Below are 13,611 nucleotides of genomic sequence, written 5' to 3' on the forward strand. Positions count from 1 at the left end.
CTCCCGCTGCGAGCGGACGCCGAGCTTGTTCAGAACGCTCTGCACATGGCTGCGCGCGGCGCGGCGCGCTCGGCGCCGGGCGCGCCCGGCCCGTCCTCGCGGTGCGCCACAATGAGAGGCCACCGCGAGGAGACAACCCCAATGACCGAGCCGGACGCGCACAGCAGCGCGCACAGCACCGGTGCGCAGATGCGCATCACCGTCACCCGCAGCCTCTCCCGGGACCAGCAGGCCCGCCGGGAACGGCTCATCGGGGCGGCCCGCGACCTGGCCGAGGAGGGCGGCTACCCGGCCGTCACCATGCACGACGTCGCGGACCGCGCGGGCGTCGCGCGCGCGACCGTCTACCGGTACTTCGCCACGAAGGACCACCTGCTCACCGAGGTCGCGGGCGCGTGGGCGCGCAGCGTCATCGACGGCCTGGACGCGGGCGCCGGGCCGTCGTTCGGCGACGCGCTCGGCGACACGCCCGTCGAGCGGCTGTCGGCGCTGCTGGAGCGGATCGTGTTCGTCGCCGCCGACAACCTGACGCTCGCGTCCGCGATCGTGCAGGCGGCGACGTCCGACGACCCGAGCGTCGACGAGGCCCGCACCGAACTGTTCCTCTACCTGCGCGACCGGCTGTCCGCGGCGATCGGCGACCCCGTCCCCGAGCGCGACGACGTCGAGGTCGTGCTCGGGCACGTGCTGCTCGCCGCGCTCGTCAGCCTGACGTCGCTGCGCCGCCCGCCGGACGAGGTCGGCGCGCTCGTGCGCACTTCGGGGCGGCTCGTGCTGCGCGGGGCGTTCGCCGCCGCGCCCTGAGCGGCACTTGTCATCCCGTTGACAACACCGGCGGCCTAATGCGTCGGTGAGACCGCAGCCTCCGCGCAACGGCGCGGGTACCGTCCCTCGCAGCCCCGGACCCACGAAGGGGCGGGAGGTGCCGACGGTGACGATGTCGATCGAGGAGCGGTCGCCGCTCAAGCCCTGGGTGGGCGTGCCCGGTGAGATCTCCGAGCTGTTCCGCCCGCATCTGGACGGGCTGGCCGAGGAGATGATCGAGGAGATCCTGGCCGGCGTCCCCGAGTACGCGCGCCCGCAGGACGAGGAGTACGCGCGGCTCGTCCGGCTCGCGGTCGAGGGCGCGCTGCGCCAGTTCGTCGACCTGATCATGGACCCGGACAGCTCCTGGGAGCCCGTCGCGGCCGTCTACCGGGAGATCGGCTGGGCGGAGGCGCGCGAGGGGCGCAGCCTGGACGTGCTGCAGACGTCGCTGCGGCTCGGCGCGCGCGTCGCGTGGCGGCGGCTGGCCGCCGAATCGGAGCGGTACAACATCTCCCGGCGGACGCTCGCGAGCATCGCCGAGGGCATCTTCGCGTTCCTCGACGAGATCGCCCGCGCCGCCACCGAGGGCTACACCAAGGCCCGCGAGCAGGAGGCGGGCGAGCTGGAGCACCGCCGCCGCCGGCTGCTGGACCTGCTGCTCGCCGAGCCCGCCGCCGCGCCGCAGGCCGTCGCGGACCTGGCGCGGCTCGCGCAGTGGCGGGTGCCGCGCACCGTCGCGGCGGTCGTGCTGCACGAGCGGAGCGGGGAGACGTTCTCGCACCCGTCGCTGCCGCCGGACGTGCTGGCCGACCTGAACCGGCGCGAGCCGTGCCTGCTCGTCCCCGACCCGGACGGGCCCGGCCGGGCGCGGATGCTGGAGGGCGCGCTGCGCGACTGGGTCGCGGCGATGGGCCCGACCGTCCGCGTCGAGGACGCCGCCAAGTCGATGCGCTGGGCGCGCGAGGCGCTGCCGCTGGCGCGGCGCGGCGTGCTGCCGTCCGAGGGCCTGGTCCGGTGCGCCGACCACATGCCGACGCTGGTCGTCTTCAAGGACGAGGAACTGGTCCGCGCGGTCGCCGAACTGCGGCTCGCGCCGCTGCGCGGCGTCCGGCCGCGGCACCGCGAGCGGCTGGTGCGGACGCTGCTGTCGTGCCTGCAGAACGGGTTCAACGCCACCGAGGTCGCGGCGCGGCTGCACGTCCACCCGCAGACGGTCCGGTACCGCCTCCACCAGTTGGAGGAGCTGTTCGGCGAGCAGCTCTACGACCCGGAGACGCGGCTGGAGATGGAGATGGTCCTGACGGTGTGGCTGAACGGGCCGGACGCCGCGCGCGACGCCGAGGCGGACGCGCGCGACTGAGCGTCAGCCCGCCTCGGCCGCGTCGTCGGCGCCGTCCGCCGCGCCGGATTCGGTGAGGCGGCCGTCCGCGAGCGCGACGACGCGGTCGGCGACGGCGGCCGCGGCCGCGTCGGCGGCGACCGCGACGACGCCCGTGCCGAGGCCGCCCGCCGCACGGCGCAGCCGGTCCAGGAACGCCGCGTCCGCGCCGCCCGGCCCGGCCGGTGCCGCGTCCACGGCGAGCAGCCGGGGGCGGGGCAGCAGCGCCGCCGCGCACAGCGCGAGCCGCGCGTCGCGGGGCGGCAGGTCGGCGGCCCGCGTGTCGAGGGCGTCGCCGAGGCCGAGCAGCCAGGCGATCCGCGCGAGGTGGTGCGGGTCGAACGGGACGCGGGCGAGCGCCGCCGTCCAGCGCGCGAACGCGGCGACCGTCCGCCGGGGGAACGGCCGCGCGTGCGCGGGCGCGTATCCGACGAGCGTCCGGCACGGGCCGCGGACGGGCGTGCCGGGGCCGGGGCCGTCGACGAGCCGGACGCCGCCGCCGCTCGGCGGCTCGTGCCCGGCCAGGCAGGCGAGCAGCGTGCTCTTGCCCGCGCCGGACGGCCCGGTGAGCGCGCACAGCTCGCCGCCGCGGAACGCCGCGTCGATCCCGTCCAGGACGGGTCCGGCGGCCGGGTCGTAGGTCTTGCGGAGGCCGGTGGCGCGGAGGACCGCGGGCTCGGGCGGGCCCGGCGCGGCGGCCGCGACGAGCGAGCCCGAGCGGAGCGTGGCCACGCCGGGTTCGGTGTAGGGGAACGGGGTGCGGGGTTCGTGCGTCATGGGGTTCTCCGAGCCCTCGGGGCGTCCGCCGGGCCTGTTCCCGCATGGATGGGCTCTGAACACGGAGCGTAGTAAACAAAGAGCAAACCGTCATGGTCTCCATCAAGCGATTGACTGGGATACGCGGCGCCGCCTACGGTGAGCCATGACCTCCCCGTCCCCGGACGATCCGCGCGAGCGGATCATCGCCGTCGCCACCCGGCTGTTCGCGTCGTTCGGCTACGACGGGACGTCCACGCGCCTCATCGCGGAGACCGCCGGGCTCAACATCGCGACCGTCGCGTACCACGTCGGCGGCAAGCGCGACCTCTATCTGACCGTCATGGAACGTGCCCACCAGGCCGAACGCGCCGCGCTCGACGCCGCCGCCGCGTCCTGCGCGGCCGACGCGGCGGGACTGCGCCGACTCCTGGACGCCTACGTGGACTTCTGCGTGGCGCATCCGGAGGTGCCCGCGCTGTGGGTCCACCGCTGGCAGTCCGACGCCGCCGACATCGCGGACCTGGAGGGCCGGTACGCGCGGCCGCTCATCGAGCGGACCGCCGAACTCGTCCGCGCGGCGGCCGGGGACGGCGCGGCGGACGCCGAGTACGCCGTCATGACCGTCATCTGGTGTACGCACGGCTTCTGCCGGGGCGGCGTCCCCGGCCCGGACGGGCGGCGCGGCATCGACGACCCCGCCGAGGTCGCCCGGTTCCGCGCGCACCTGCACCGGCTCAACGACGCGATGCTCGGCCTCGGCCCGGGGTGCGGCGTGCCGGGCGGCGGCGGGGCGCGCGCGTGAGCGGGCTGCCGCGCGGCCGGCTCCTCGGCTACGGCGTCGGGTCTATCGGAACCGGGATCTTCTCGGCCGTGCCCGGTCTGCTGCTGCTCTACTACCTGACCGACGTGCTCGGCGTCGCGGCCGCCGTCGCGGGGGCCGTGCTCGTCGTTCCGAAAGCGTGGGACGTCCTGTTCAACCCGGTCGTCGGCGCGGCCAGCGACCGGGAGGCCGTCCGCACCGGCCGCCGCACGCGGCTGCTGACGTTCGGCGCCGCCGCGCTGCCGCTGCTGTTCGCCGCGATGTTCGCCGTGCCCGTCGCGGACCCCGCGTTCGCGGCCGTTTGGACGGGCGGCGCGTTCCTGCTCGCCGCGTCCGCGTTCGCGTGCTTCCAGGTGCCGTACGTCGCGCTGCCCGCCGAAATCTCCGACAGCCCCGGCGAGCGCGGGCGCGCGATGGCGTGGCGCGTCGTGTGCCTCACCGTCGGCATCCTGCTCGCGGGCGGCCTCGCGCCCGCCGTCGCGGACGGCGCGGGCGGCGGGCGCGGCGGCTACGCGCTGATGGGCGTCGTCATCGGCGCGGTGCTCGGCGCGGCGATGCTCGCCAGCGCCCGCTCGACGCGGTGGATCGCCGCCCGGCCCGGCCCGCGCCCGCTCGGGCTGGCCGCCGCGCTGCGCGCCGCGCGCGGGAACCGGCCGTTCTTCGCGCTGCTCGCCGCGTTCGCCGCGCAGTCCCTCGCCGTCGCGGTGATGCTCGCGGGCGCGCCGTACGCGGCGACGTACCGGCTCGGCGACTACGGGCTGACCTCGGTGATGTTCGTCTGCCTGGTCGGGCCGAGCGCGCTCGCCGTCCCGGCGTGGCGCGCGCTCGCGCGGCGGTTCGGGACGGTCGCGTGCTACCTGGCCGCCGTCGCGCTGTTCGCCGCCGCGGCCGCCGCGCTGTACCCGGCCGTGGCGGGCGGGGCGCGGGCCGCCGTGCTCGCCGCGACCGCGCTCGTCGGCGTCTGCTACGCGGCCGTGCAGCTCTTCCCGCTGTCGCTGCTGCCCGAGACCGTCCGCGCGGACGCGGCGCGCACCGGGCAGGCGCAGTCCGGCGCGTTCACCGGGCTGTGGACGGCCGCCGAGACCGGCGCGATGGCGCTCGGGCCCGGCGTGTACGCGGCCGTGCTGGCGGTCACCGCGTTCCGCTCGTCCGACCTGGACGACCCCGTCGCGCAGCCGGGCTCCGCGCTGACCGGCCTCACCGCCGGGTACACGCTCGTCCCCGCGCTGCTGCTGCTCGCCAGCGTCCCCGCGCTGCTCGCCTACCGGCGGCTCGCCCCGACCGAGGAGACCGATGCCTGAGCCCGAACCGCTCCCCGAGACCGGGCGTCCCGCCGACGCCCTGCTCGCCGACCTCGCCGCGCTGCGCGCGGGCGACCTGCCCGTCCGGGGCGGGAAGGTCGCCGCGTACGTGTACGACACCGGTCAGGCCGTGATCCATGACGCGGCCGCGCGCGCCTACCTGGAGATGCTGGAGGTCAACTGCCTCGACCCGACCGCGTTCCCGAGCATCGTGACGCTGGAGCGCGAGGTCGTCGCGGCCGTCGCGGGGCGGCTCGGCGGCGGGCCGGACACGCCGGGGATCTTCACCTCGGGCGGCACCGAGTCGATCATGCTCGCGGTGAAGGCGGCGCGGGACGCCGCTCCCGTCGCGGGGCGGCCCCGGATCGTCGTGCCCGCGACCGCGCATCCGGCGTTCCACAAGGCGGCGCACTACCTGGGGATGGACATCGCGGCCGTTCCGGTGGACGGGGTGACGTTCCGCGCCGATCCGGCCGCGATGGCCGCCGCGATCACGCCGGACACCGTGCTGGTCGTCGCGTCCGCGCCGTCTTATCCACAGGGCGTCATGGACCCGGTGGTCGAGATCGCGCGCCTCGCGTCGGACGCGGGCGTGCGCTGTCATGTGGACGCGTGCGTCGGCGGGTGGGTGCTGCCGTGGCTCGCGGACGTGCCGCCGTTCGACCTGTCGGTTCCGGGTGTCACGTCGATCTCGTGCGACCTGCACAAGTACGGGTACGCGCCCAAGGGCGCGTCGGTCGTGCTGTTCGCCGACGCGGCGCTGCGCCGCCGCGCGTATTTCGCGTCTGCCGAATGGCCCGGCTACACCGTGATCAACGCGACCGTGCAGAGCAGCAAGAGCGCGGGGCCGCTCGGCGCGGCCTGGCTGACGCTGCGGGCGCTCGGCGCGGACGGGTACCGGCGGCTCGCGGCCGACGCGATGGCCGCCGCCGAACGGCTCATCTCCGGCGTCGCCGCCATTCCGGGGCTGCGGGTGCTGGGGACGCCGGTCGCGCCGCTCGTCGCCGTCGCGTCGGACGACCCCGCGCTGGACGTCTTCGTCGTCGCGGACGAGGCGCGGCGGCTCGGCTGGTTCTTCCAGCCGCAGCTCTCCTACCAGGGGATTCCGCCGAACCTGCACTTCACGCTGACCGGCGTCACCGACGTGGACGCGATGCTGGCCGCGTTCCGCGCCGCCGTCTCGGCCGCGCGCGCGGCGGGGCCCGCGCCGGTTCCCGACGGGCTCGCGGACGTCCTCGCGTCGCTCGACCTGGACGCGCTCGACGACGCGGGCTTCGCCGAACTCCTCGCGGCGGCGGGCGCGGGCGGCGTCGGCTCGGGCGGCGGGATGGCGACGGTCAACGCCGTCCTGAACGCGCTGCCCGCCGCCACCCGCGAGGCCCTGCTGATCCGCTTCCTGTCCGCGCTGTACGCGGGGGCCGTCTAGGGCCTCAGCCCGAACGCGTCACCCGGCCGGTGAAGCGAGGCCGGAAGCGGGCTTCACCGGCCGGATCGCGAAGCGATGCCGCGCCCGCCAAGTCCCGGAGCCGTCAGGCGAGGACCGCGGGCCGCGACTTCGAGACCGCCGTCTAGCCGAGGCGCAGGAGGCGGTGGGGGAGGGACGGGCCGGTCAGCGCGTCGGCGGTGGTGAGCGCGAACCGGCCCGGGCCCGCCGTCAGCGTCCCGACGCTGCGGCCCGCCGCCGCCGTGCGCGGCGGGTCGCCCGCGACGCCGAGCCGGACGGTCAGGCCGCGCCAGCCGACGACCGTCACCGACGACGCCGCGCGCAGCGGGGTGGTCCCGCCCAGACCGTCGTCCACGCGCGCGACCGTGTCGCCCGCCTTCGCGACGCGCTCCGCCGTCAGCGCCGTCTCGGCCGCCGCGACGAGCCGCTGGCCGACCTGGATCGCGCCGACCGCGCTCGGCGAGTGCTGGCCCATGACCGCGCCGATGATCGTCGTGGTGACCGCCCCGACCCGCTTGCGCGCCGCGAAGACGTAGTTGCCGCCCGCCTTGTCGGTGTAGCCCGTCTTGCCGCCGACGACGCCGTACCGGCCGATCAGCAGGTTCCCGCTCGGGCGGGCCGGGCCGCCGTCGTCGGGCACGTACGCGCGGTTCGCGACGACCTCCGCGAACGCCGGGACGCGCATCGCCGCCGACAGCAGCTTCACCTGGTCGGCGGCCGTGGAGACGGTGCCCGCGTCGTAGCCGCTCGGGTCGGTGTACGTCGTGGACGTCATGCCGAGGCGCCGCGCGGCCGCGTTCATCTTCGCGACGAACGCCTCGTCGGTGCCCGCGTCCCAGCGGGCCAGCTCGTGCGCGACGTCGTTCGCGGAGATCATCAGCAGCGCCTCCAGCGCCTTGCGCTCGCTGAGCCGCAGGCCCGCCGTGATGCCGAGCAGCGACTCGCCGCGCTGGCGGCGGCCCGGCATCTCCGCGACGCCCTGCTGCGACACCGTCTTGACGGGGCCGGCCTCGCCGGTCGCCAGCGGGTGCTCCTGCAGATAGACGTACGCGGTCATCACCTTGGCGACGCTGGCGGTCGGCGTCGGGGCCGTGCCGCCGGACGAGCCCATCGTGCCGAGGCCCTCGACGTAGACGGCGGCCTGCCCGTCCGCCGGCAGTGGCAGGACGGGCGCGCCGCCCGCGAACGTGTGCGACGCGGGGAGCGCCAGCTCCAGCGTCGGCGCGGGCACGGGGCGCAGGAGCTGCGCGGCGACGACGCCGACGAGGACCAGGACGGCCGCGAGCACGGCGAACAACGGCCAGCGCCGCCGCCGGGGCTCGTCGTCGTGTCCGTCGTGCGGCCCGTACTCGTCGTACCCGCCGTACTCGCGCGGCTCCGCCCCCCGAGGCGGCACGGCGGCCTGCCCGCCCCCGGCCCAGGGCGTGCTCCACTGCCCGGACACGCCGGCAGTCGGCCGCTCGTCGGTGCCGGCCGCGCCGAACTGCCCGGACGCGCCAACGCCCGACCGCTCGTCCGTGCTGGTCGCGCCGAACGGCCCAGATTCGCCAGCGCGTTCATCGGTGCCGGTCGCGCCCGCGGCGCCGCACGGTCCGGATGCGCCGCCGCTCAGGCGTCCGTCTGTACGGGTCACGTCAGCGGCGCCGTACGGCTCGCCGGTGCTCGGCCGAGCTTCCGCGCCCGTCGAGCCATAGGGCTCGGACGCACCGTTCCCCGGCCGCCCGTCCGGCCCGGCCGTGCCGTACGGTCCAGAACCACGGACGTTCGGCCGCTCGTCCGCTCCCGCTCTGCCCGTTGTGCCGTAGGGCCGGGCGGCGTCGGGCGACCGGCGCGGCGACCGGTCCGAGGGCGCGGTGGGCGGCGACCCGGCCGAGGGTAGCCGTTCCTCCACGGTCGGCTGCGCCTGCGACGACGACCGCGACGGCGGCCGCCCCGGCGCGGAAGCCCGCGGCAACGGCTCGGGCCGCGTCGCGAGCGGCCCATCGGCCGCCGGAGAAGCGTTCGAGGGAACATCTCCCGCGACCTGCTCACCCCCGGCGGGCGCAGCGTGCTCCCCGCCGAGGGACGCCGACCGATCGGACGCGACGGGACGCCCACCGGGCGGTGTCGACCGCTCGGGACCGGCCGCCTGGTCACCGTGCGCCGCCGACCGCTCGGGCGCGGCCGGTCGGCCGCCGGGCGGCGTCGCGCGGGTAGCGGGCGGCCCCGCCTGCGCGGGCGCTCCAGGTATCTGCGGCGCGTCCGGCGCGGACGGCACAGCACGCGGGGCCGGGTGCCCGCCGGGCGGGGTGGATTGGCGGGGAGCGTTGGGCTGCCCGCCGGGCGGAGTGGACTGGCGGGTTGTAATGGGCTGCCCGCTGGGCGGCGCTGAGCGGCCGGGCGTGGCCGGGTGCCCAGTGCGCGGCGTCGTGTGCGCGGTGGGAGGTTCTGTCTGCGCGGGGGCTTCTGGCGTTTGCGGCGCGTCCGATGTGGGCTGTGCAGCGCGCGGGGTCGAGTGTCCGCTGGGTGGCGTGGAGTGGCGGGAGGCGTTGGGCTGCTCGCCGGGCGGTGTGGAGTGGCCGGGCGCGCCAGGGTGCCCGGTGCGCGGCGTCGTGTGCGCGGCGGGCGGTTCCGTCTGCGCGGGGGCTTCTGGCTTCTGCGGCGCGTCCGGCGCGGATGGCACCGGGCGCGGGGCCGAATGCGCGCTGGGCGGCGTGGATTGGCGGGGAGCGGTGGGCTGCCCGCCGGGTGGAGTGGACTGGCGGGTTGTAATGGGCTGCCCGCTGGGTGGGGGTGAGTTGTCGGGCCTGGCTGGTTGGTCGCTCGGCGGGCTCGGTCGCGGAGAGCGCTGGGAAGCGGTCAGGGTGGGGTGCGTGTCGCGCGGGGGCGCCTGCTCGTTGGGCGGCGTCGCCGGGTTGGCGGGCGGGCCTGGGTGTGCGGCGGCTTCGGTCGGCTGGGGCGTGGCCGGGGCGGGCTGCGCGGTGGGCTGCGCGGCGGGCGTGGCCGGGTGGCTGCCGGGTTGTGCGGGCCGGTCGGCCGGGTCCGTTTCCTGTGCGGTGGGCGGCGTCGGAGGTGGTCCGGGCGGTGTCGAACGAGCAGCCGGGGGCGTCTGCCGGGGCGGCGGGGTCGTGTCGCCTGGGCGCGTGGTCGGTTGCGCGGCGGGGGACGTCGATCGGCCGTTCGAGGGCGCGTCCTGCGCGGGCGCCGCCGACCGGCCGTCGGGGGGTGCGTCCCCTGCGGGGGGCGTCAATTGGCCGTTCGGGGGTGTGTCCTGCGCGGGCGCTGTCGATCGGCCGTTCGGGGGTGCGTCCTGCGCGGCGGGTTCTGTGGGCGCGGGCGTCGTTCGGGTGTCGTTGGGGGGTGTCGTCGCGGGGGCGGGCGCTTGCGGGCGGTCGTCGGGCGGCGTCGACCGTGGTGCCGGGGTCGCCGGTTGGGCGTTCGGGTGCGGGAGTCGGTCGGCCGGCCCGGAGTTGGGCGTGGTCGGGTGACCCGCGGGGCGAGTTGCCGGGTCGCTCGGCGGGGGAGTTGCTTGAGCCGTGGGGGGAGTCGCCCGGTCGCTGGTTGGGGGTGCCGCCTGGGAAGCAAGAGTCGTCGGGTGGTCGTCCGCCGGAGTCGTCGGGTCGTCGTTCGGGGGTGCCGGGCGGCGATCGGCGGGCGGGGCCGGTCGGGCGGCGGGTTCCGCCGGGTCGTCGTTCGGCGGGGTCGACTCGGGGGAGGGCTCCCCCGGTCGGGCGGTGAGGGGGGTCGGCTCCGCGGCCGGGGGCTCCTCGGGAGCGGGCCGGGCCGGGTCGTCGGACGGCTGCTCGGCGGCCGGGGCGGCCGGCGGGGCCGGGCGGGCGTGGCGGCCTCGGCGGGGCGGCGCCGAGAACTCGGCGGTCTCCGTCCGGTCGGCCTTCCGCTCGGGTTCGTTCACGGCGCTGCCTCCTCGACCTGCTGCCCCATCCACACGCGCGGACGCAGCGGTCTCGCCGACGAACCCCCCGTGTCCTCCTTTACAAGGATGCGCAGCTTAGCCGTTAGGTTCACTTCGTTCTGCATAAGCGATCAAGGAAAAATGACCGGAACCGTGAACTCCGGGGCGGGTTCGTGGCGATACATCCCCGTCATGTCCCCCCACCGGGAAGGCCGGCCCTCCCATGCACGACCCCCGACCCGCCCCCGCGCCGTCCGGACGCGCGCGATGACCGCAGCTCCCGCCGTCCCGGAGACGGAGACCGACGCGGAGCTGATCCGCAGGTCGCACGCCGACCCGGAGGCGTTCGCCGCCCTGTTCGACCGGTACGCGCCGATGCTGTACCGGTACGTGTCGCGCCGCCTCGGCCCCGAGCAGGCCGAGGACATCGTCGGCGACACGTTCCTGGCCGCGTTCGGCCGCCGCGCCCGGTACGACCTCGAGCGCCCGGACGCCCGGCCCTGGCTGTTCGGCATCGTCACCAAGCTCGTCGCGCGCCACCACCGCGACGAGGCCGCCCGCTACCGCGCGCTGCGCCGCAGCCCCGCCGAGCACGCCGTCCCCTTCCCCGACGACGCGGTGGACGACGCCGTCGCCGCCGCCGGGGTCCGGCCGGTGCTCGCCGGCGCGCTCGCCGCGCTGCCCCGCCGCGACCGCGACGTCCTGCTGCTCGTCGCCTGGGCGGATCTGAGCTACGCGGAGACCGCCGCGGCGCTCGGCATCCCCGTCGGGACCGTCCGGTCCCGGCTCAACCGGGCGCGGCGCAAGATCCGCGCGGCGCTCGGCGACACCGACCCGATGCGCGAGGAGGCGTAGCGATGGACGACCTGAACCTGCTCCGCGATCTCGGCCGCGACCTCGAACACGAGCCGCCGCCGACGCTGGTCCGGCAGCGCTCCCGGCTGGCGGGCGGGGCGGCCGCGCCGCGCCGCCGCCGGTGGCTCGCCCCGGCGATCATGGCGACGGCCGCCGCCGTGACGGCCGCGCTGGTGCTCGTCCCGACCGTGCTGCTGCGCGGCGGGGACGGCGGCCGGCACGCGCTCGGGACGGTCGCGCGGACCGAGAGCGGCCCGGCCCGCGCGGTGAACGTCCTGGTCATCGGGGCGGACGGCCGGAACGGCGGCGCGTCGAACGCCGACTCGATCGTCCTCGTCCACCTGCCTGCGGACCGCGGCCGGGCGAGCGTGCTCAGCATCCCGCGCGACGTCGTGTCCAGCCCGGTCACCTGCCCGAACGCCAAGCTCGCCTCGCCGCGGATGACGTACATGCTGACCGGCGGCCTGTCGTGCTCGGTGAAGCGCGTCGAATCGCTGACGTCGGTGCGCGTCGACCAGGCCGTCAAGGTGGACTTCGCCGGGTTCGCGAAGATGGTGGACGCGCTCGGCGGCGTCGAGATCACGCTGCCCAAGGCCGTGGACGACCGGAACAGCGGGCTGCGCCTCGGGGCCGGACGCCACCTGGTCAAGGGCCGCCAGGCCCTCGCCTACGCGCGGGTGCGGCACGGCCTCGACGACGGCTCCGACCTGGCGCGCGTCGAGCGCCAGCAGCGGCTGATGAAGGCGCTGCTGGCGCGCGCGCACCAGAAGTTCGGCAATCCCGTCGCGATGGCGCGGTTCGTCGCCGCGGCGTCGTCGTCCGTGACGGTCCTGGGCGGGGACGACTCGGTCGCGCTGAAGAGCCTCGCCAAGGGCTTGGAGAAGGTGAACCCGAACCGGTCGGACTACGCCGTCCTTCCGACCCGGATCAACCCCGCCGATCCCGGCACCCTCGTCGTGGACGAGGCGCGGACGGCCGCCGCGCTGCGCCCGTTCAAGCGGTGACGGGGAGCGCGCCGACGAGAGCGTCCAGTTCGTCCTCGGTGTTGTAGTAGTGGACGGACGCGCGGACGACGTCCCGGGCGGTCGCGGTGCCGTAGCCGTGGCCGCTCGGGACGGCGACGCTCACGTTGATCCTCGCGGCGCGCAGCGTGTCGCGGACCTCCGTCGCCTCGTGCCCGTCGATCGTGAACGTGACGATGCCGCACGGATTCGGCCCGCGGTCCCGGACGGTGACGCCCGGCCGGTCCGCGAGCCGCGCGCGCAGCCCCGCGCCGAGCGCGCGGACGCGCTCCTCGACCGCCGCGATGCCCAGATCCGCCGCGTAGCGGGCGGCGACGCCGAGACCGACCTGCCCGGCCACGAACCGCTCCCACGTCTCGAACCGCCGCGCGTCCTCGCGCAGCGCGAACGAGCCCGCCGGATCCCACCGGGCGGCCTGGAGGTCGATCAGCGGCGGGACCAGCGTCGGGACGATCTCGCGCCGCGCGTACAGGAACCCCGTGCCGCGCGGACCGCGCAGGAACTTGCGGCCCGTCGCGGACAGCAGGTCGCAGCCGATCTCGGCGACGTCCACGGCGATCTGGCCCACCGACTGGCACGCGTCCAGCAGGAACAGCACGCCCGCCGCGCGGCACAGCTTGCCGACCTCCGCGACCGGGTTGACCAGGCCGTTGTGCGTCGGGACGTGGTTCAGCGAGACGAGCCGGACGCCGCCGCGCGCCAGCTCCGCCGCCAGCGCGTCCAGGGACACCAGGCCGTCCGGGCCGTCCGGGACCACCTCGACGCGCGCGCCGTGCGTGTCGGCGGCGTGCCGGTAGGCGATGGCGTTGCTCGCGTACTCGCTGGTCGTGGTGAGGATGCGGTCGCCCGGCGCGAACGGCACCGCGTAGAACGCCAGGTCCCAGGCGCGGGTGGCGTTCTCGACGTAGGCGATCTCGTCGGGGCGCGCGCCGATCAGCGCGGCGACGGCGGGGTAGAAGGCGGCGATCCGGTCGGCGTTGAGGTCCTCGGCCTCGTAGCCGCCGGACTCGGCCTCCAGCCTGAGGTGGTCCGCGACGGCGTCCAGCACGGGCTGCGCGGGCAGCGCCGAACCCGCGTTGTTCAGGTGGACGACGTGCGCGCAGCCGGGCGTCTCCGCGCGCACTCGGGCGATGTCGATGCTCACATGCACTCCCTGGTGGGTCCGTTCCATACAACCTCACCCGAGGGCGCCGAAAAATGTCCGACCGGTGTGACATCGTCGGCGCGCTCGACGGCCGCGGTGCGCTCCCCACAGGGGCGGGAGCCCACCGAGCCCGCCGGTCCTTCGCCGCGCCCGCCCCGCCGACGCGGGCGGGCGGCGGCGCGATCTCGG

General features: G+C 76.6%; 10 protein-coding genes. 7 read left to right on the forward strand and 3 right to left on the reverse strand.

Annotation, left to right across the window (positions count from 1 at the left end; genetic code table 11):
- The first annotated feature begins 141 nt into the window (after positions 1–141).
- Entirely contained in the window at positions 142–804 is a 663-nt protein-coding gene (locus G339_RS0104800) for a TetR/AcrR family transcriptional regulator (RefSeq protein WP_019629943.1), read from the forward strand.
- Between the two features lie 133 nt (positions 805–937).
- Entirely contained in the window at positions 938–2,167 is a 1,230-nt protein-coding gene (locus G339_RS0104805) for a PucR family transcriptional regulator (RefSeq protein WP_033322401.1), read from the forward strand.
- Between the two features lie 3 nt (positions 2,168–2,170).
- Here G339_RS0104805 and G339_RS0104810 read toward each other — a convergent pair whose 3' ends face one another.
- A complete protein-coding gene (locus G339_RS0104810) occupies positions 2,171–2,962 on the reverse strand; it encodes an ATP-binding cassette domain-containing protein (protein ID WP_019629945.1) in 792 nt (263 codons plus the stop codon).
- A gap of 145 nt (positions 2,963–3,107) precedes the next feature.
- Between G339_RS0104810 and G339_RS0104815 the strand changes: the two genes are divergently transcribed.
- Genes G339_RS0104815 through G339_RS0104825 form a run of 3 tightly spaced genes read left to right on the forward strand, consistent with a single transcriptional unit; the run spans position 3,108 to position 6,491 of the window.
- On the forward strand, positions 3,108–3,746 hold the full coding sequence (locus tag G339_RS0104815; RefSeq protein WP_019629946.1) for a TetR/AcrR family transcriptional regulator: 639 nt from the start codon (positions 3,108–3,110) through the stop codon (positions 3,744–3,746).
- Positions 3,743–5,065, forward strand: a complete 1,323-nt coding sequence (locus G339_RS0104820) for an MFS transporter (RefSeq protein WP_026341138.1) — start codon at positions 3,743–3,745, stop codon at positions 5,063–5,065. The genes G339_RS0104815 and G339_RS0104820 overlap by 4 nt, the downstream gene beginning before the upstream one ends.
- Entirely contained in the window at positions 5,058–6,491 is a 1,434-nt protein-coding gene (locus G339_RS0104825) for a pyridoxal phosphate-dependent decarboxylase family protein (RefSeq protein WP_019629948.1), read from the forward strand. The genes G339_RS0104820 and G339_RS0104825 overlap by 8 nt, the downstream gene beginning before the upstream one ends.
- A 142-nt stretch (positions 6,492–6,633) precedes the next feature.
- On the opposite strand, the gene G339_RS0104830 is transcribed toward G339_RS0104825, so the two are convergent.
- Positions 6,634–7,953 carry a D-alanyl-D-alanine carboxypeptidase family protein gene (locus tag G339_RS0104830; protein ID WP_019629949.1) on the reverse strand — a complete coding sequence of 440 codons (1,320 nt, stop codon included), beginning with the start codon at positions 7,951–7,953 and terminating at the stop codon, positions 6,634–6,636.
- 2,715 nt (positions 7,954–10,668) lie between these two features.
- Between G339_RS0104830 and G339_RS0104835 the strand changes: the two genes are divergently transcribed.
- Together G339_RS0104835 and G339_RS36405 are read left to right on the forward strand one after the other, a co-directional pair.
- Entirely contained in the window at positions 10,669–11,256 is a 588-nt protein-coding gene (locus G339_RS0104835; protein ID WP_019629950.1) for an RNA polymerase sigma factor, read from the forward strand.
- A gap of 2 nt (positions 11,257–11,258) precedes the next feature.
- Positions 11,259–12,260, forward strand: a complete 1,002-nt coding sequence (locus tag G339_RS36405) for an LCP family protein (protein ID WP_019629951.1) — start codon at positions 11,259–11,261, stop codon at positions 12,258–12,260.
- On the opposite strand, the gene G339_RS0104845 is transcribed toward G339_RS36405, so the two are convergent.
- Entirely contained in the window at positions 12,250–13,422 is a 1,173-nt protein-coding gene (locus G339_RS0104845) for an aminotransferase class V-fold PLP-dependent enzyme (RefSeq protein ID WP_019629952.1), read from the reverse strand. The two genes, G339_RS36405 and G339_RS0104845, sit on opposite strands and share 11 nt — an antisense overlap.
- Positions 13,423–13,611 lie beyond the last annotated feature (189 nt).

The sequence above is a fragment of the Actinomadura atramentaria DSM 43919 genome (assembly GCF_000381885.1).
GTDB classification, from domain to species: Bacteria; Actinomycetota; Actinomycetes; order Streptosporangiales; family Streptosporangiaceae; genus Spirillospora; species Spirillospora atramentaria.

Bases quoted from the DNA above. Each gene is read 5' to 3' on its own strand.
- G339_RS0104800 (WP_019629943.1), top strand. From the start codon at position 142: ATGACCGAGCCGGACGCGCACAGCAGCGCGCACAGCACCGGTGCGCAG.
- G339_RS0104805 (WP_033322401.1), top strand. From the start codon at position 938: ATGTCGATCGAGGAGCGGTCGCCGCTCAAGCCCTGGGTGGGCGTGCCC.
- G339_RS0104810 (WP_019629945.1), bottom strand. From the start codon at position 2,962: ATGACGCACGAACCCCGCACCCCGTTCCCCTACACCGAACCCGGCGTG.
- G339_RS0104815 (WP_019629946.1), top strand. From the start codon at position 3,108: ATGACCTCCCCGTCCCCGGACGATCCGCGCGAGCGGATCATCGCCGTC.
- G339_RS0104825 (WP_019629948.1), top strand. From the start codon at position 5,058: ATGCCTGAGCCCGAACCGCTCCCCGAGACCGGGCGTCCCGCCGACGCC.
- G339_RS0104835 (WP_019629950.1), top strand. From the start codon at position 10,669: ATGACCGCAGCTCCCGCCGTCCCGGAGACGGAGACCGACGCGGAGCTG.
- G339_RS36405 (WP_019629951.1), top strand. From the start codon at position 11,259: ATGGACGACCTGAACCTGCTCCGCGATCTCGGCCGCGACCTCGAACAC.